Below are 16,948 nucleotides of genomic sequence, written 5' to 3'. Positions count from 1 at the left end.
CATCGGGTAAGAAGGGCACGGTCCGGTGGTTGTTACAGAGTTGCGATGTCCTGTGGCAACCACCGGCCACGGGCCCTTCCGCGGGTCAGGGGGTGGCCTGCCTGACGAGTTCGCGGCCGTAGTCGTTGCCGTTGGGGGTGCGGACCACGGTGTGCATGTGGAACGGGGCCGGTTCATCGTTGCTGAGGAACACCCCGGTGTGGTGGTCCAGTTCCAGCACCACCACCGGGCTCTGGAGGCGGAGGTAGAACGCATCCTCCCCCTCCCAGCCGCCGATCCAGCTGAAGTACGTCTCGCCGTACTGCTCCTGGATTTCCCGACGGCGGGCCGCGCGGGGTCCGTCCGGAAGGTAGCCGATGAAGTCGTCCACCACGGCGTCCAGGAGTTCGCGGGCTTCCGCCGGCATGTCCGCCACCAGGATGCCCTCGTACGGGATCACCCTGTTGTCCTGGAAGCAGCCGCCCAGGTGCCGCTCGTCGCCGGGGTGGATCCGGCCCTCGGGCATCGCCGGGTCAACCATGGCGCCGTAGGACACTGCACGTGAACGGAGCTCGGCCGGCAGTGCTCCCATCAGCTGCCGGGCCAGGGCGATGCGTTCCTTGAACACCTTCACGCCCCGGTGCGGGCCGGCGTCGATCATGTCCGGCTCGGCCCCCATGAACACCGGCGAGATGACCAGCTGAGTGCCGGCCACCAGGCAGTTCAGCGCCGCGTGGTGGCCAAAGAGCTGCCACCCCCACGGTTCCGTTTCGGACGGCTCCCCGTAGAGGGCGAAGTTGTAGCTGAACTCGTTCATCAGCAGCGGCAGTTCCACCAGCTCGCCCAGGAAACCGTTGATGCGCATCAGGTTCCGGACCAGCTCAAACCCTTGCCCGGACAGGCTCGCCTCCACCACGCCCAGGATCGCGTCCCGGGCCGGCCCGCCGAGCTCGTCCAGGCGCAGCCCGGTGTCGTGCTGCATGAACTCGGGGTTGGCCCAGCTCTGCCACTCGGGCGCGTCCACGGCGTAGGACAGCTTCCGCGCCTGTTCCGGCGTGAGGGTGCCGAGGAGCTTGCGCGCGGCGGCCACCATGTCCGCCGTCGGCGCCTCCTCCCCCGGCCGGGCGGCAGCGAGCGGAAACAGGCCCCCGCGCCGCACGCCGTCGCTGGTGATGCCGGTGAACGGCTGCGGGTAGAGCTTCTGCCAGCCCTCGATCATGGGCCCGGCGAAGGAGTCGGTCTTCGCGGCCTCGGCGTAGTCGCGGGCGTTCAGGCCGCGGATCTCCGCAACGCGCGGGTGGTCCGGGGCGAACAGGTAGTCACGGAATGACGGCGTTGGCACGGGTGCTCCTCGCTGGAAAGTCTGCTGCTGGAAAATCTGGGATTTCTGTGGCCGGGACGTGCTCAGGCCCAGTGGCTGCGGTTTCCTGCGGCGCTCCGGGAAGCCGGCCCGCGGCAAGGGACAGTGCGGCCGCGGCGGCTTCGGCGGAGTTGCCCCGCCAGGCCACATGCTGGTCGGGCCGGACCAGTACGGCTTCGGCTCCCCACATTTCCGAAAGACGGGTGCCCGCCTCGGTTAGTCCCACGGCGGCGACGGTCACCGGAATGCCCTGCCGGGCCGCGGCTTCCACTACCGGCGCAAAAGCCTCATCCGCCGGCACCCTACCCAGCGCACCGGCGTCGGCCAGCAGCGTGAACCCGGGGCCCAGCGCACTGTACAGGGAGTAGGACTCCGCCAGCCAGGCATGCGGCAGCAGTGACCCCGGGCTGGCGGACGGGACGTAATGGATGGGGTCCTCAGGCGGCACAGGCAGGCCATCGGGCACCACCAGGGGCGAATCGGTATACGCATAACCGAGCACCAGCCCCAGGGAATCGAACTCGCTCTGCTTGACGGCCAGGGCTTCGCGGGCGGCACGCCGGGCGGCGTCGCCGGCGGGCCCGGACGCCGCAAGCTCCGGATCCGCGAAGTGGTACGCCAGCGCCTTGCCGTTCCGGGCGGCGTCGCCGATGGTGCGGGCCGCCACCGGCCGGCGCTCCTGGCCGTAGCTGGCCAACAGCGCAGAGCCGCCCCAGCCGTTGATGGTGGCGGCGAGCTTCCAGGCCAGGTTGGCGGCATCGCCGATGCAGGTGTTGAAGCCGTGCCCGCCCCACGGCGGGTTGAGGTGCGCGGCGTCGCCCACCAGGAAGACGGTGTCCCGGCTGTACTCGGGGGCCAGCAGCATGCGGGCGGTCCACGGATCTGTGGCGAGCACCTCGATGTCCACCTCGGCGCCCACCAGAGCGCGGACCATGGCGCCTGCGTCCTGCATGCTGACGGTGAGGGCAGGGTCCACGCCCTGCACGATGGCCCACCAGGTGCCGGCCAGGTCCATGGGCCCCACCATGCCGGACGTTTCCGCGCCCACCACCCAGTACTGCACGGCCGGGTCCAGCGTGATGGCGGAGGCCAGCGACTCCGATCGGAACAGGATGCTGATGTTGGACAGCGCCGCGGAGCCGCCCTCCAGGCGGATCCCCAGGCTGCGGCGCACGGCGGAGGACCCGCCGTCGGCCCCGATCACATATCCGGCCGCGATGGTGCGCGACGTGCCCGAGGCATCCGCGATGACGACGACGGCACCCTGCGCAGCGGTATCCTCACCGGCGCCTGCACTCACCCCAGCGATTTCAACCTGCGTGACAGACCATCCGGTCACGAAGGTCACCAGCGGATTCTCCGCGGCGGCGGCCCGGAGCACTTCCTCGAGGACCGGCTGCGGCACCTGCTGCCCGCCTTCGGGCTGCGGGCGGTAGCGGCCGGGAACCAGCTGGAAGGCGTTGCGGAAACGCCGCAGCTCGTGTGCGGCCAGACCCGTGAGACCGGTGCAGAAGATGACATCCTGGGCATAGTCCACCGGCAGCGGCGACGCGTCCCGGAGCGCCCCCGCAAGCCCCAACCGGCGCAGGTGGGTCATGGTGCGGGCATTGGTGGTCTTGGCACGGGGCCTGGTGTGGTCAACGCCGGTGCGGGGTTCGATGACCGTGCTGGCAACGCCGCGGGAGGCGAGATCCAGCGCCAGGAACAGTCCGCTGGGCCCGCCGCCGGCAATGAGGACCTGGGCCGTGTCCGGGATGTCCGCCGCATCCGTCACGGGGAAAATGCGCGGGAAGGTGCCCTGCAGGGTGTCCATCAGGCACGGCTCCGCAGGGAAATATCGCCCACCGGAGTGGTCAGGCTGCCGAGCTTCTCGATCTCCACCACCACGGTGTCGCCTGGCTGCAGCAGCCACTGCGGGGTGCGGGCGTAGCCCACGCCTTCCGGGGTGCCGGTGGCGATGACATCGCCCGGGTGCAGCGTGAAGGTCTGGCTGATGAGCGAGATGATGGCCGGGACGCTGAAGATCATGTCCCTGGTGTTGCCGTTCTGGGCTTCGAGGCCGTTGACGAGCGTCCGGACCTGGAGCCCGTCGCGGAGATCGCCCACCTCGTCGCGGCTGACCAGCGGTCCCAGGGGACCGCTGAAGTCGCCGTTCTTGCCCAGCGTCCACTGCGAGGTCAGTTTCTGGGCCTTGCGGGAGGTGATGTCGTTGAAGGTGGAGTAGCCGAAGACGGAGTCCGCCGCGGTGGCCTCGTCTGCCGATTCGACCCGGCGGCCCACATAGGCGGCAACTTCCCCTTCCCAGTCCAGCCCGGCCTCGCCTGCGGGGACCGGGACAGGGACGCCGCCCACAGACAAGGATGCCGTCCAGCGGGCGAACAGAGTGGGGTACGGGGGCAGTTCCTGGTCCTTGAAGCTTCCTTCAGCCACGTGTGCCTTGTAATTCAGGCCCACGCAAATCACCCGGGCTGAGGCGGGGACGAGGGGCACCTCGGTGACGCTGTCCCGTTCCAGCCAGGCGCCGGCGTCGGACGCGTCGTTGCCCTCCGCACCGGCCTGGGACGCACCGCCGGCAACCACCGTGACGGCCTTGTCCTGCCAGCCTTCGGGGTCGGCCCAGAAATCGGCGACGGTGGCGAGCGGAAGGACGCGTGATCCGGCGAGGGCTGCCGCCCAGGGTTCGCCGTTGCGGTTGATGCCGATGAACTGCATGAGGTGGCCTTTCAGGTCTGGCGGCCGGGCAGGCGGGCTGCCCGGGCGTGGTGGGAAATCAGTGCTCCGACTGGCGGCGGAGGAAATCGAGGGTTGCTGCGGTGGCCGTTTCGGCAGCCGCGCTGCTGCCGTCCGGGGTGGCCCACATGTGGTCCGCACCGTCCAGCAGGAGGAGTTCGACGGCGGCGCCCGCGTCTTCCAGCGCCCCGGCAAGGCCGGCGGACTGGGCCGCTGGGACGAACCGGTCCGCCGTTCCGTGGATGAGGAGGAACGGCGGGGCACCAGCATGCACGTAGGCGAGGGGGCTGGCGGCCCTGGCCTTGTCCGGTGCGTCGGCGGGCTGGGCGCCGATCAGCAGGGCTTCCCTGGAACCCGGGTCGTCGGCGCGGGCAACGGCATCGGGCCGGGCCTGGGCGCCCATTCGCACCAGGTCGGTGGGCGGATACCAGGCCACTACCGCGGCGACGCTGTCCGCCGGGTCTGTGCCGCCGTCGTCCGTAAATGCGGCCGACCCTCCCGTCAGGCCAACCAGGCTGGCAAGGTGGCCGCCCGCGGAATCTCCCCACGCGTAGATCCGCCCTGGGTCCACGTTGTAGGCGGCGGCGTGGGTCCGCAGCCAGCGGACAGCTGCCTTTGCGTCGTGCAGCTGGGCGGGAAATGTGACGGTGTCCGTGAGCCGGTAGTCTGCGGAGGCCACCACGAAGCCGGCGTCCACCAGCTGTTCAATGGGGCTGAGGCCGAAACCGTCCACGGTGGGACCCAACGAGGACCGCTCCCCCGTCCGCCAGCCGCCGCCGTGGAAGTGGACCACGGCAGGGTGTGGGGCGCCGGTGCGCCGGGCGGGATCCGCCACGGGGAGGTACAGGTCCAGCAGCAGCGGCGCTCCGCCATCGGGGCGGGCGAACTCGATTCCCCGAAGGATCCGCCCCGCCGTCGTCGTTGACTCCATGTGTACCGCGCCGTTCTGTCCCGTAATGATCCCGTGCTGACTGCCTGACAAGCCGCCCGGTGTGGGCTGCGTCATGAATCAACTGTGGGGTATCGGGGAGCCGCGCGGCGCGGCCGGTTTCACTGAATGAAAAGGCTTGCGGAGCGAAAGCCTTATCGGGGCTGGTAGTGCGCGGCCAGCTTGGCCAGGCCTTCATCGAGCGACACCGCGGGGGTCCAGTCCAGGAGTTCCCGGGTGCGGCGCTGGTCGAACCAGTGGGCCGTGGACAGCTGCTCGGCCAGGAATTTGGTCATGGGTGGCTCTTCCGTGCGTCCGGCCCACAGCCAGATCTTTTCCACCACAGCCCCAATGCCCCGGGCCACGGCTCCGGGAACGGCCCATGACGGTGCCGCAACGCCGCCGGCTGCGCAGATGCCTGCGATGAGTTCACCCACCGGCCGGGGTTCGCCGTTGCTGACCACCACCGCCTGGCCGTGGACCTTCTCCATGCGTTCCAGCGCGGCCACCATGGCGGACGCCGCGTTCTCCACGTAGGTGGTGTCGATCAGGGCCGCCCCGGCGTCCAGCAAGGGCAGGCGGCCGACGGCGGCCCGCGCCAGGACGCGCTCCACCAGTTGGGTGTCGCCCGGGCCCCAGACAATGTGCGGGCGCACGGCGGCCACCCGGAAGCCCGGGGAATCTGCGGCCAGGGCCAGCAGTTCGGCGGCTCCCTTGGTACGGGCGTAGTCGCCGTGGGCGTGCTCCGGGTCTGCTGGGCCTGCTCCCAGCCCCACAATGGCGGCGCCGGAGTTCGCCACTGACGGGGACGAGACGAACACGAAATCCGGGACCCCTGCCTCCCGGGCGGCTTCCAGGAGAAGGCGGGTGCCCTCGATGTTCACCTCGTCGAACTCCGCCGCGCGTCCCGTGAAGGAGACCTTCGCGGCAAGGTGGATGATGCCGTCCTGGCCCCGGACGGCATCCTTCAGTACCCGGGCGTCGGTGATGGACCCGCAAAGGTCCGTGGCGCCGTCGACCCCCGACGGGCGCCGCTGCAGCGTGGTGACGGTGTGGCCCTCGCGGACCAGGAGCCGCGCTACGGTGCCGCCCAGCATGCCGCTGGCGCCGGTGACGAGGACCTTCATGGCTTTCCCGGCCGGCCGCCGGCCAGCACGCGCGTGGCCCAGCGTGATAGCCGCGTCCTGTCGATCTTGGCGTTGTGCCGGATGTCGGTGGGCTGCGCGGGAACGGCCAGCACCGCGGAGATTTCGACGCCGGCCGTGCGGGCTGCCGCGCGGACGCTTGCGGCGAGTGCGGGTTCTGCTGGACCCGCGGTGCGCGTTGGAGGCACGGTTTCGACGACGGCCACCACCGCCTGCGTGCCGGCCGGTCCGACGCCTGTGACGGCGGCCAGGCGGACGCTGTCCAGCCGTTCGATGGCCTGCTCGGCACCCACGGGGGTTACCGCGGCTCCGGGTGCACTCACCACGTGGGCGAGGCGGCCTTCCACCCAGAGCCCGCCGGCGGCGTCGAAGTGCCCCACGTCCCCGGTGCGGTGCCAGCCGGGGATGCCGGCGCTCTCCCGCTGGGTCAGCCAGAGCCTGTCGTACGAGTCCTTGACGTGCGGGGCGCTGACCAGGATTTCGCCGGTCACGCCGGCGTCCGTCACCGGGGTGGTTCCGGACGCGGTGCCGTCCGCCGCGAGCGGGATGATGGCAAGGCGTGCTCCGTGGACGGGTTTGCCGACGCATACGCCGTTGCCGCCGCCCTGGAGGGTTCCGGCCGCCGTTTCGGCGTCGGCTTCCCTGATCTGTTCCAGGCTGATGTCCGTCACCGGAAGGGCTTCGGTCATCCCGTAGGGGGTGTGCAGCGAGGCCGCGGGGACCAGTTGCTGGACCTCTGCCAGGAGCGGTTCCGGGACGGGGGCTCCGGCGGAGAGCAGAAGCTCTACTCGTGCCAGCGCCTTGAGCCCCGCCTCATCGAGGTCTTCGCGGGTGGCGACGACGTTGCGGAGCGCCGCCGGCGAGGCAAACACCACTGTGGCATCGATGGCTTTAGCGGCCTCGGCCAGCGTGCGGGCCGTCAATGTGCGGGGCGCCGTGACGTCCATGGCCGGTGTGACGGACACTGCACCCAGCGCCGGGCCGAGGAGCGCGAAGGGAGCGAAGCCTGCTACCAGGTTGGACCCTGCCCGGATGCCGAAGGTGTTGGCCACGGTGTCCCGCATCGCGGCCAGCTGCCGGTGCGTGTAGAGCACGCCCTTGGCCGGCCCGGTGGACCCAGAGGTGAAGAGCACGGCGGCGGGGGCGTCCGGGTCCAGGGCGTCCGGGTCCAGTGCGTCCGGGTCCAGAGCGTCGGCGTGCTCTGCGGCTTTGCGGCCGGCGCCGGAGCGGGCCAGTTCCGAGAGGGAGGTTTCGGCTCCGAGGAGGCGGCGGCGCGCCCCCGGGAGGGTGCCCGCGCTGATCCGACGGCCGGGCCAGCCAAGGGCGGCGGCGGCAGCCAGCGCTTTGTCGATGCCGATGATGAAGTCCGGGGTAGCGCCCTTCACGGCACGGCTCAGGCCCTTGGTTCCCAGTCCGGCGTCGGCCACCACCACCACGGCGCCGAGGCGCAGGCAGGCGTAGAGGGCCACTGTGAGGTCAACCCCGGGCGGCACCATCAGGCTGACCCTGCTGCCGCGCTGCACTCCGGCTTGTTCCAGCCCGGCAGCGAGGTCCGCGATTCTCTGTTCCAGCTGCTGCCAGCTGAGCGACCGGGCTGCGGCGCCACTGGGGGCCATCTCCACGACGGCGGAACCCGTGCCGGCGGGCCCTGCGGCCTGCTCGTCCAGCAAGGTCCAGAGCGGGCGGAATCCAGCGGCCTCCGGGGCCGCCGGGCTGGCTGCGGTCTCCGGCGTCGCCGAGCCGGCCTCGATTCCCGGATCGCCAGTAGGGGCGGCAGAGGTGTCAGCGGCGGCGTCAGAACCTTCACCGCCCAGACCGCTGGCAGAACCAGCACCCTCACGGGCGGCCAGCCACTCAAACACCGGTGTGGCGATGTCCCGGTCCTCCGCCACAAGGTGTCCGGCGCCCTCGAAGCGGTGGACCTTGGCGTGCGGAAGCCTGCCGATGAGGTCCTTGAGGTAGCGGTCGGAAAAGATGGGATCGCGGGGCCCCCACAGCATCAGGGCCGGGACCGTCAGCCCGCGCAGCCCCTCCGCCACGCCGGCCAGCGCCGCAAAACTGGGATGGAATTCGTCCACCGGGATATCGGCCACGAAGTTGCCAACACCGGACCGCCGGCTGGCACCCCGGTAGGGGGCCATGTAGGCGGCGTGGACGTCGGCGGCGAGCGGCGGGTGGGCCAGCGAATGGGTCACCCGCAGGAAGGCGTCAGAGGTTACCGTTCCCCACTGGTGCACGGCGGGGTGCAGGGCCAGCCGGAGCGCCGGCGGAATTTTCGAGGTGGACGGCTGGTGGACGGCTGTGTTGGTCAGGACCACCCCGGCGAGCTGGTCCTGGTGCGCCAGTGCCCAGCCCAGGCTGATGACCCCGCCCCAGTCGTGTCCCACGGTGACCACTGGACCGTCCAGGCCGAGCGCCGTGGTGAGGTCGCCCAGGTCGTTGACCCGGTCCGCGAGGCGCCGGAACGTGCCGGTGCGTTCCGAAAAACCCATGTCCAGCTGGTCCACCGCCACCACGCGCCACGGGTGGGCGGGATCGGACCCGGCGGCAAGCAGTGTCCGCCAAAGGTAGGACCAAGTGGGGTTGCCGTGCACGCAGAGCAGGGTGCCTTCGGGCGTCAGCCCCCTGGCCTCAAGCTGGGCGCCGTTATCGAGGACGTGCCAGTGGCGGACCGTTCCGGGCTCATCCGCACCGGAGGTGGAGGGAACAGCAAGTTCGCGGGACCACTGCGGATCCACGCCGGGCCAGGCGGCGGCTACCAAACGATTTCAATCATGGCGGTGTTCAGCCCGGAGCCCACACCCATGCACAGGACCCGGTCCCCGGCTTCGAGGGACTGTGATTCCGCGGCAAGGGTCATGGGCAGCGACGCCGGTCCCACGTTGCCCCAGTGCGGGAAAGTGATGGGCACCTTGGTCGGGTCCAGGTCGATGGCATCGATGATGGCCTGGGTGTAGGCGTTGCTCACCTGGTGGGTGACGTACCGGTCCATGGTGGCCCAGTCCCACTCCGGCTGCGCCTCGTGCCAGGCGTCCACCACAAGCTGCAGGCCGCCGTCGAGCAGTCCCTTGGTGTCTGTGTTCATGCCGTCGATGCCGCCCACGCACAGTTCGTGGTGTTCGGTGCCGGCGCGCATCACCCCGCCCACCAGGCGGTGCGCGCCGGGGTGTCCGTCAGCGGGCCCAAGGACGGCTGCGGCCGCGCCGGAGCCCAGGGTGAGGGTGGCGAACTCGCGGTTGAAGTCCTCGCGGGTGGTTTCGGGCCTCTGCAGCCGGGCGAGCGTGGCCTCCTGCGTCGCTTCGGCGTCCTCAGCGTTGACGATCACGGCGTACTTGATCTGGCCGGAGTCGATCATGTTGGCCGCGAGGGTCAGGCCGTTGACGAATCCGAGGCACGCGTTGGCGAGGTCGAAGTTCATGGCCGACGACGGCAGGCCGAGTCCGTGGTGGATCTTCACCGCAACGGACGGCTCCAGGTTGCGCCGGGTCACCGAGGTGTTGATCAGCAGGCCAACCTCGGACGCTTCCACGCCGGCCTCGGCAAGGGCCTTGGCTCCTGCTTCGATGGCGGCGTCGTCAAAGGATGTGCCAGGCGCCCACCAGCGGCGGTGCGTGATCCCGGCGACGCGCTCCAGGAGCCGGGGCGGGAATTTCAGCCGCTGCAGTGTCGATGCCAGCCGGCGGTCGAAGTCAACGGAACTCACGATCCTTGGAGCTTCGACGCTGCTCACCGAGAGCAGCGCGGTGTTGGTGTGACGGAAGGTTGCATTACCTACCAATTCAAGCCCCTGTTCGTTTCTGTCCTGCGGTGTCTATTACCCACCGGCGCAGGAGCTTAACTATGCAGGCAAGTACCCCGTCGTGCACATTTATTCCCGGGTCACTGCGGTGCCGGGGTGTCCTTGAGGGGGCGGCGGGCCAGCCAAGCTGCCACTATGGCGCCTGAAATATTGTGCCACAGCGAGAAAACGGCGGACGGCAGCGCGGCCAGCGGGCTGAAGTGTGCCGTGGCCAACGTAGCGGCCAGTCCGGAGTTTTGCATGCCGACTTCGAAGGCCAGGGCGCGGCGCGCCTTGTCATCCAGGCGGCCTAGTTTTCCGGCGAGGTAGCCCAGTCCCAGGCCGAATCCGTTGTGCAGGACCACGGCCAGGAACACGATGCCGCCGGCGGCAACGATCTTGCTGGCGCTGCCGGCCACCACGATGGCCACAATGAGGGAGATCACGACGGCGGACGCCCACGGCAGTGCCGGCAGCACCTTGTCCACGAGCTTCTTGAGGAACAGCCGGGCAAGCAGCCCGGCGACCACCGGGAGGAGGACCGTGTTGAGGATGTCCACAACCATGCCGCCGGCATCGATGTTCAGGTAGGAGCCGGCCAGGAACAGCACGAGCAGCGGGGTGACGATCGGGGCAATCAGCGTGGACACTGACGCCACCGCCACGGAGAGGGCAACATCACCCTTGGCGAGGAAGGCCATGACGTTGGACGCGGTGCCGGACGGCGCACAGCCCACCAGGATCAGGCCTACGGCCAGCTCGGGCTCCAGATTCAGTGCATTGGCGATCAGCCACCCGGCTCCGGGCATGATCACGTAGTGCGCCACGATGCCGAGCGCCACGGCCCAGGGCCGCTTTGCCACGGCAGCGAAGTCTGGCGGGGTCAGCGTGAGGCCCATGCAAAACATGATGATGCCCAGCAGGAAAGGCACTGCAGCGCCCATGGGCTTGAAGGTCCCTGGCAGCAGGTACCCCGCGATGCCAGCGGCCACCACGAGGAGCGGGAAGACCGTCACGGCGACGCGGGCAATCCTGCTTTCCGCTGCCAGTGCCGGATTCAGTGGTGCGCCCTCAGGGGATTTCTGCGATTTGGTTGCCTCAAGCATCTAACAATGCTGTCACCGACTGGTATGGTTCCGCCAATTGATGACCACCGCCCGTCATGGCGGCAGTCCATGCCGCCCAGGCCACGGCTTTCCCCGGGCCCGCACGGGGACCTAAGACTCTGCCCGGAGCGGGCGAGGCTGGAGACAATTCAGCTGGGGCCATTTATCGGCAGCGCCGGCCAGGGAAGGACGCCGCAATGATGTATTGGGACGGCAGTATGGGGACGTGGGGTTACGTCCTCTCCGGACTGAGCTTCATCCTGTTCTGGGGCGCCGTCATTGCCGCCATCGTCCTGTTCGCCCGCTCGGCCACGGCAGGCCGCCACGGCTCCGGCGGGGATGGAGGAACCTACAGCGTGGCGGAGCATCTGCTCGCGGAACGCTTTGCCCGGGGCGAAATTGATGAAAGCGAATACATGGCCCGGCTTGCCGTCTTGCGCCGCGGCCGCAGCGCTTAGTACAGCACCAACCTTCGAGGCTCTTTGATAGGCGTAGGCTATTGAAGCCCAATGCCCAAGGAGCTGCACGTGGACACCCGGAAACTGAAGTATTTCCTGGCCGTGGTTGACCACGGCGGGTTCAACCGCGCGGCGGAACACCTCCTGATTGCCCAGCCGTCGCTGTCCCAGACCATCGCCGGCCTCGAGAAGGAACTGGGAGTGCCGCTGTTCCACCGGATCGGGCGGCGGGTGGTCCTCAGCGATGCCGGCAAGGAACTGGTGGGCCCGGCGCGGGTGGTGATGCGGGACCTCGACGCCGCACAATCCGCTGTCCAGTCGCTGCGGGGAATCCGCAGCGGGCGGCTGGACATCATCACCATGCCGTCGCCGGGGATCGAGCCGCTGACCTCCATGATCAGCGACTTCACACTGTCCTACCCGTCGGTGCGCCTCAACGTCTCGGCTGCGTTCACCCCTGAAGAAGTGGTGGAGTCCGTCCGCAGCGGCAGCACGGAAATCGGCCTGGCCGGCTCCCCTACGGCCATCCGTGTTCCGGGCGTCGAGGTCCTGGAACTGGAACGGCAGCCGCTGATCCTGATCGTCAATCCCCACGCGGATGCATTCGGCAACGTGAAGGCCATCCAGCGGGAGGACCTAGGCGGCCACCGCCTGATCGCCAGCCAGCGCGGCTCGCTGATGCGCGGACTGGTGGACGATGCGCTGGCGTCCGGAATCAACGCCGAAATCGTGGTGGAAGTGGCCCACCGGACCTCCATCCTCCCGCTGGTACTGGCGGGTGTGGGGCATGCGGTAATGCCGTCGTCATGGGCCCCCACGGCGCACAAAGCGGGGCTGCGCACCCTGCTGATCGAGCCCGTTTCACATCTGGAAGTTGCCATCCTCAGCCGGAAGGAAGGCCTCACCCCAGCCGCCGCCGCGTTCCTCAAGGTGGCCGAACTCCATGTGACGGCCTAGCCCGGACAGCTACCGACGGAAACCATAGGCTGAGCCTATCTAGCGGATCGAATCTTGGTCTTGGACGCTATGGGACCCCCGCCCGTCTACTTGAAGAGGAAGGAAACAGTGTGACGCCGATAACAGGTCCGCACTGGCAACCACTCAACGAGGAGACACACAAAATGAGCACCACCCAGACGTTCAGCATCGCTTCCATCCCCGCCGACGGCGTGGGCAAAGAGGTCGTTTCAGCCGGCCGCCGGGTCCTGGACGCCCTCGCCGGAAGCTCCAACGGCAAGTTCGCCTTCGACTGGACCGAGTTCCCCTGGGGCTCGGAGTACTACGCCAAGACCGGCCTGATGATGGACCCCAAGGGCCTGGAAGCCCTCAAGGACTTCGATGCCATCTACTTCGGCGCCGTCGGCTGGGAAAACGTCCCGGACCACGTCAGCCTGTGGGGCCTGCGCCTGAACATCACCCAGAACTTCGACCAGTGGGCCAACATCCGCCCGGTGAAGTTCCTCCCCGGAGTGCAGTCCCCGCTGCGCAAGGCCGACACCACTGAGCTCGACTGGGTGGTGGTCCGTGAAAACAGCGAAGGCGAGTACGCCGGCCTGGGCGGACGCAACCTCAGCGGACGCGGCCCCGGCAATGAGGTGGCCCTGCAGACCGCGCTGTTCACCGAAAAGGGCTGCGAGCGCATCATGCGCTTCGCCTTCGAACTGGCCCGCACCCGCACGGTCAAGAAGGTGTCCTCGGTAACCAAGTCCAACGCCCAGCAGTACGGCATGGTCCTGTGGGACGAAGTCTTCAACCGCGTGGCCCTTGACTACCCCGATGTGCAGACCGAAAGCGTCCTGGTGGACGCGATGAGTGCCAAGTTCATCCTCAAGCCCGAGGACCTGTCCGTAGTGGTGGCGTCCAACCTGAACGCCGACATCCTCTCCGACCTCGGTTCCGCCCTGGCCGGCAGCCTGGGCCTGGCCGCCAGCGCCAACCTCAACCCGGAACGCCGCTTCCCGTCCATGTTCGAACCGGTCCACGGTTCCGCCCCGGACATCGCCGGCAAGGGCATCAGCAACCCGATCGGCGCGATCGCCAGCGCGGCCCTCATGCTGGACCACTTCGGCCTGCACGAGGAAGCCCGCAAGGTCGAGGCAGCCATCGAGGCAGCCACGGGCAGCGGGCACCTGACCCGCGATGTCGGCGGCGAAGCCAATACCGAGGACGTCACCGAGGCCATCATCAAGGCCCTGACCCTGTCCCCGGCCACCGTCTAGTTCCAACATTTCCGCGGAGGTCCCTGCCAAAGGGAAGGGACCTCCGCGGGCGGCCGCTTGCCGCCGCTTACACCCACCACCACTCTTATCCAGCGAAATTCCACAATGAGGTAGGAATCATGGACCACATCACCACCGCTCCAGGAACACAAGCACCAGCCAAGACCCGCTGGTACAAACAGCTGTACTTCTGGGTACTGACCGCCATTGTTATCGGCATCCTGACCGGCTGGCTGGCGCCGGCAGCCGGAATAGCCATGGAACCCATCGGCACCACCTTCATCAACGCGATGAAGATGCTCATTGGTCCCATCGTGTTCCTCACCATCGTGGGCGGCATAGCGAGCGTGGCTGACCTGAAGAAAGTGGGCATGACGGGCCTGAAAGCCCTCACGTACTTCCAGGTTGGCACCATTTGCGCCATGGTTTTCGGGCTTGTTGCCATCAACCTGTTCCGCCTGGGCGACGGTGTCAACGCCGACGCCGCCTCGCTGAAGACTACCGATTCCGCTGCGAAGCTGATCGATGCCGGTGCGCACCAGGAGTGGTGGCAGTTCCTGACCCACATCATTCCCGACAGCATCATCGCCCCGTTTGTTGAGGGGGACATCCTCCAGATCATCTTCATCGCCGTCATCTTCGGCATCGCCCTGAACGCCCTGGGCAAGGTGGGCGCCCCAGTATTGGACGGCGTCCAGCGCCTTACCGGAGTGATGTTCAAAATCCTGGCCTTCATCATGAAGGCCGCCCCGCTGGGTGCATTCGGCGCCATGGCTTACGCCGTGGGCAAGTACGGTGTTTCGTCCCTGACCAGCATGGGCGGGCTGATTGCCCTGTTTTACGTCACCTCCATCCTCTTCATCGTGGTGGTTCTTGGCTCCGTCATGGCGTTCCTGAAGCTGAACATCTTCAAGATGATCCGGCACTTCAAGGAGGAATACCTCCTGATCCTGGGTACATCAAGCTCCGAACCGGCCCTTCCCGGCCTGATGCGCAAGCTCGAGCACGCAGGCGTCAAGAAGGAGACTGTGGGCCTGGTGGTCCCCACCGGCTACAGCTTTAACCTCGACGGCGCGGCCATCTACCTGTCCCTCGCCGCGCTGTACATCGCCCAGGCCACCAACACGGACCTCACCATCGGCCAGCAGCTAGGGTTGCTCGCCGTCATGCTGCTCACCTCCAAGGGCGCAGCGGGGGTCGCCGGCGGCGGGTTCATCGCCCTGACCGCCACCCTCACCACCATCGGCACCATCCCTGCCGCCGGCATCATGCTGATCTTCGGCATCGACAAGTTCATGTCCGAATGCCGCGCCGTGGTCAACTTCACGGGCAACGCTGTGGCCACCCTGTTCATCGCCTGGTGGGACAGGAGCCTTGATGCCGACCGAACCCGGCGGGTCTTCAATGGCGAAAGCGTGGAACCCCTCCAGGCGGAGGACCCCTTGCACGTCAACGAGGTAACTGACACTGACGAAGACCTCGTGGAGTACGGCCACCACTCCTCCAAGGACCAGGAACCCGACGGTTCGGCACCCAGGCATGCTGCCGACGCCGGGCACACATCCGCTGACCGCCGCCCGGCCTATTCGGAGACTGTCTGACCATGGCTGCAGCAACCGCGAAAACCGTGCTCATCGCCCCGGACAAATTCAAGGGAAGCCTCACCGCTGCTGAAGTGGCGGAAGCCCTGGCGGACGGCATCCGCTCAGCGGCCAGTGTCACGGGACAGTCCGCAGGAATCCGGTGCGAGCTGCTTCCCCTGGCCGACGGCGGCGACGGCAGCGTGGACGCCGCCGTCGCGGCAGGTTTCGCCCGACGCAGCTGCACGGTCTCCGGGCCCACCGGCCGGCCGGTACAGGCAGGCATCGCGTTCGACGGCGTCACGGCCGTGGTGGAGGTGGCCAACACCTGCGGGCTCGGGCTGCTTCCCCACGGGACGCTGGAACCCCTGGATGCCTCCAGCCGCGGTTTCGGCGAAGCCGTCCTGACGGCCCTCGGCCTGAATCCGGCCAGGATCGTGCTGGCACTGGGCGGCAGCGCCAGCACTGACGGCGGCATGGGCATGCTGACGGCCCTGGGCTTCACGTTCCGCGACAGCCACGGCCGCGTGCTGGCAAGCTCTGGCAGGAACCTCGCAGCGATCAGCTCCGTGGACGTCCGGCCAGTACCGGAGCTGGCAGGCACGGAGCTCATCGTGGCAAGCGATGTGTCCAACCCGCTGGCCGGGCCGGACGGCGCTCCGGCGGTATTCGGACCCCAGAAGGGTGCCACGGTTGGCGACATCGCCGCCCTTGACCAAGGCCTCGGCAACCTGGTGGCGGCCCTAGGGCAGGCGGGCATGGGTTCCGCTGCGGAGCTCGCTGCCCATCCGGGCGCCGGCAGCGCCGGCGGCATCGGCTTCGCCTGCCTGCTGCTGGGGGCACGCCAGGTTTCCGGGGCCGACTACTTCCTGGACCTGCTGGACTTTGACGCACGCCGGGAGCCCTGCGACGTGGTCATCACCGGCGAAGGAAGCATCGACGAACAGACGCTGGCCGGGAAACTGCCGGCCGCCGTCGCCCGCCGCTCAGGAAACCGCGCGGTCCTCGCCGTGGCAGGACGCTCGCTCCTGCCACGGGAGCGCTGGGCGGACCTGCCGCTGGACCGGGTTTACGCACTTTCGGACTACACGGAGCTGGATTCGTCCCGCGATCCGGAACTGTCCGCCGCCCTGCTGCGCCGGATCGGCAGGGAAATCGGGCAGGACCTCGGACAGAACGCCGGGCCGGCCTAACCGATTTCCGCCCACTGTGACCGCCATTCGGGTGCCGGGAACGCCTCGCTCCAGTAGGCGGTCTCCGTGGCGATGCGGCCGTCCCGGAATTCAAAGATGAACACGGTTTCGTAGACGGGCCCGCCGTAGTCCAGGGATGCCTCGGCCACCACCAGGTTTCCGCCGCTGGTCAGCCGCCGCGGCGTGATGGTGGGCAGTTGGGGAAAGGCGTTGTAGATGCCGCGCCGGTTCTCCGCGCCGCGGACGTATTCGCCGGACTGGGGCCAGTGCATGACCGCGTCGTCATGGAACAGTTCGTCCATGACCTCGATATGCCGGTCGTTGATGCACTGGATCAGCCGTTGCACCACCTTCTCGTTGCTGCCCGTCCCATCCATGGCCTGCCCCGCCCTTTCCTTGCAAACCGTCCACTTTCGCAGTGGATTGTGCGCACATGCTAGGCCTGCCAGGCCGGCAGGGCAACGGCCCGGCG

At 68.4% G+C, this 16,948-nt stretch carries 14 protein-coding genes; 5 read left to right on the top strand and 9 right to left on the bottom strand.

The window, feature by feature from the left end; all coding sequences use genetic code 11:
* Nucleotides 1-85 precede the first annotated feature (85 nt).
* From ACHL_RS02235 to ACHL_RS02200, 8 genes are all read right to left on the bottom strand, one after another.
* On the bottom strand, nt 86-1,321 hold the full coding sequence (locus tag ACHL_RS02235) for a DUF3500 domain-containing protein (protein ID WP_015935678.1): 1,236 nt from the start codon (nt 1,319-1,321) through the stop codon (nt 86-88).
* Nucleotides 1,299-3,152: an FAD-dependent oxidoreductase gene (locus ACHL_RS02230; protein WP_015935677.1), complete on the bottom strand. Its 1,854-nt coding sequence runs from the start codon at nt 3,150-3,152 to the stop codon at nt 1,299-1,301. The genes ACHL_RS02235 and ACHL_RS02230 overlap by 23 nt, the downstream gene beginning before the upstream one ends.
* Nucleotides 3,152-4,051 carry a fumarylacetoacetate hydrolase family protein gene (locus ACHL_RS02225; RefSeq protein ID WP_015935676.1) on the bottom strand — a complete coding sequence of 300 codons (900 nt, stop codon included), beginning with the start codon at nt 4,049-4,051 and terminating at the stop codon, nt 3,152-3,154. Before ACHL_RS02225 ends, ACHL_RS02230 begins: the two co-directional genes overlap by 1 nt.
* A gap of 58 nt (nt 4,052-4,109) precedes the next feature.
* Nucleotides 4,110-5,075 carry an alpha/beta hydrolase gene (locus ACHL_RS02220; protein ID WP_015935675.1) on the bottom strand — a complete coding sequence of 322 codons (966 nt, stop codon included), beginning with the start codon at nt 5,073-5,075 and terminating at the stop codon, nt 4,110-4,112.
* Between the two features lie 77 nt (nt 5,076-5,152).
* Nucleotides 5,153-6,124, bottom strand: a complete 972-nt coding sequence (locus tag ACHL_RS02215) for an NAD-dependent epimerase/dehydratase family protein (protein WP_015935674.1) — start codon at nt 6,122-6,124, stop codon at nt 5,153-5,155.
* A complete protein-coding gene (locus ACHL_RS02210; RefSeq protein ID WP_015935673.1) occupies nt 6,121-8,904 on the bottom strand; it encodes an alpha/beta fold hydrolase in 2,784 nt (927 codons plus the stop codon). Before ACHL_RS02210 ends, ACHL_RS02215 begins: the two co-directional genes overlap by 4 nt.
* Nucleotides 8,898-9,920, bottom strand: coding sequence for a 3-oxoacyl-ACP synthase III (locus ACHL_RS02205; protein WP_015935672.1), 1,023 nt, complete (start codon nt 9,918-9,920; stop codon nt 8,898-8,900). The genes ACHL_RS02210 and ACHL_RS02205 overlap by 7 nt, the downstream gene beginning before the upstream one ends.
* A gap of 101 nt (nt 9,921-10,021) precedes the next feature.
* Entirely contained in the window at nt 10,022-11,026 is a 1,005-nt protein-coding gene (locus ACHL_RS02200; RefSeq protein ID WP_015935671.1) for a bile acid:sodium symporter family protein, read from the bottom strand.
* Nucleotides 11,027-11,223: 197 nt separating this feature from the next.
* Here ACHL_RS02200 and ACHL_RS02195 point away from each other — a divergent pair, with 197 nt between their 5' ends.
* The 5 genes from ACHL_RS02195 (at nt 11,224) to ACHL_RS02175 (ending at nt 16,476) form a co-directional block, all read left to right on the top strand.
* Nucleotides 11,224-11,484: an SHOCT domain-containing protein gene (locus ACHL_RS02195; RefSeq protein WP_015935670.1), complete on the top strand. Its 261-nt coding sequence runs from the start codon at nt 11,224-11,226 to the stop codon at nt 11,482-11,484.
* A 69-nt stretch (nt 11,485-11,553) separates the two neighbouring features.
* Entirely contained in the window at nt 11,554-12,441 is an 888-nt protein-coding gene (locus tag ACHL_RS02190; protein WP_043794362.1) for a LysR family transcriptional regulator, read from the top strand.
* Between the two features lie 164 nt (nt 12,442-12,605).
* Nucleotides 12,606-13,703 carry a tartrate dehydrogenase gene (locus tag ACHL_RS02185; RefSeq protein WP_015935668.1) on the top strand — a complete coding sequence of 366 codons (1,098 nt, stop codon included), beginning with the start codon at nt 12,606-12,608 and terminating at the stop codon, nt 13,701-13,703.
* Between the two features lie 119 nt (nt 13,704-13,822).
* On the top strand, nt 13,823-15,304 hold the full coding sequence (gene dctA / locus ACHL_RS02180) for a C4-dicarboxylate transporter DctA (RefSeq protein ID WP_015935667.1): 1,482 nt from the start codon (nt 13,823-13,825) through the stop codon (nt 15,302-15,304).
* A 2-nt stretch (nt 15,305-15,306) separates the two neighbouring features.
* A complete protein-coding gene (locus tag ACHL_RS02175; RefSeq protein WP_015935666.1) occupies nt 15,307-16,476 on the top strand; it encodes a glycerate kinase in 1,170 nt (389 codons plus the stop codon).
* Here ACHL_RS02175 and ACHL_RS02170 read toward each other — a convergent pair.
* Nucleotides 16,473-16,853, bottom strand: coding sequence for a nuclear transport factor 2 family protein (locus tag ACHL_RS02170; RefSeq protein WP_015935665.1), 381 nt, complete (start codon nt 16,851-16,853; stop codon nt 16,473-16,475). The genes ACHL_RS02175 and ACHL_RS02170 overlap by 4 nt on opposite strands.
* Nucleotides 16,854-16,948: the final 95 nt, after the last annotated feature.

Origin of the sequence: Pseudarthrobacter chlorophenolicus A6 (assembly GCF_000022025.1) — a bacterium.
GTDB lineage: Bacteria > Actinomycetota > Actinomycetes > Actinomycetales > Micrococcaceae > Arthrobacter > Arthrobacter chlorophenolicus.
The sequence above is the reverse complement of the archived record's forward strand: the minus strand, read 5'-3'. Positions and strand labels throughout refer to the sequence as shown.

Bases quoted from the DNA above. Each gene is read 5' to 3' on its own strand.
- ACHL_RS02200 (WP_015935671.1), bottom strand. From the start codon at position 11,026: ATGCTTGAGGCAACCAAATCGCAGAAATCCCCTGAGGGCGCACCACTG.
- dctA (WP_015935667.1), top strand. From the start codon at position 13,823: ATGGACCACATCACCACCGCTCCAGGAACACAAGCACCAGCCAAGACC.
- ACHL_RS02195 (WP_015935670.1), top strand. From the start codon at position 11,224: ATGATGTATTGGGACGGCAGTATGGGGACGTGGGGTTACGTCCTCTCC.
- ACHL_RS02170 (WP_015935665.1), bottom strand. From the start codon at position 16,853: ATGGATGGGACGGGCAGCAACGAGAAGGTGGTGCAACGGCTGATCCAG.
- ACHL_RS02225 (WP_015935676.1), bottom strand. From the start codon at position 4,051: ATGCAGTTCATCGGCATCAACCGCAACGGCGAACCCTGGGCGGCAGCC.
- ACHL_RS02230 (WP_015935677.1), bottom strand. From the start codon at position 3,152: ATGGACACCCTGCAGGGCACCTTCCCGCGCATTTTCCCCGTGACGGAT.
- ACHL_RS02185 (WP_015935668.1), top strand. From the start codon at position 12,606: ATGAGCACCACCCAGACGTTCAGCATCGCTTCCATCCCCGCCGACGGC.
- ACHL_RS02175 (WP_015935666.1), top strand. From the start codon at position 15,307: ATGGCTGCAGCAACCGCGAAAACCGTGCTCATCGCCCCGGACAAATTC.
- ACHL_RS02220 (WP_015935675.1), bottom strand. From the start codon at position 5,075: ATGACGCAGCCCACACCGGGCGGCTTGTCAGGCAGTCAGCACGGGATC.
- ACHL_RS02215 (WP_015935674.1), bottom strand. From the start codon at position 6,124: ATGAAGGTCCTCGTCACCGGCGCCAGCGGCATGCTGGGCGGCACCGTA.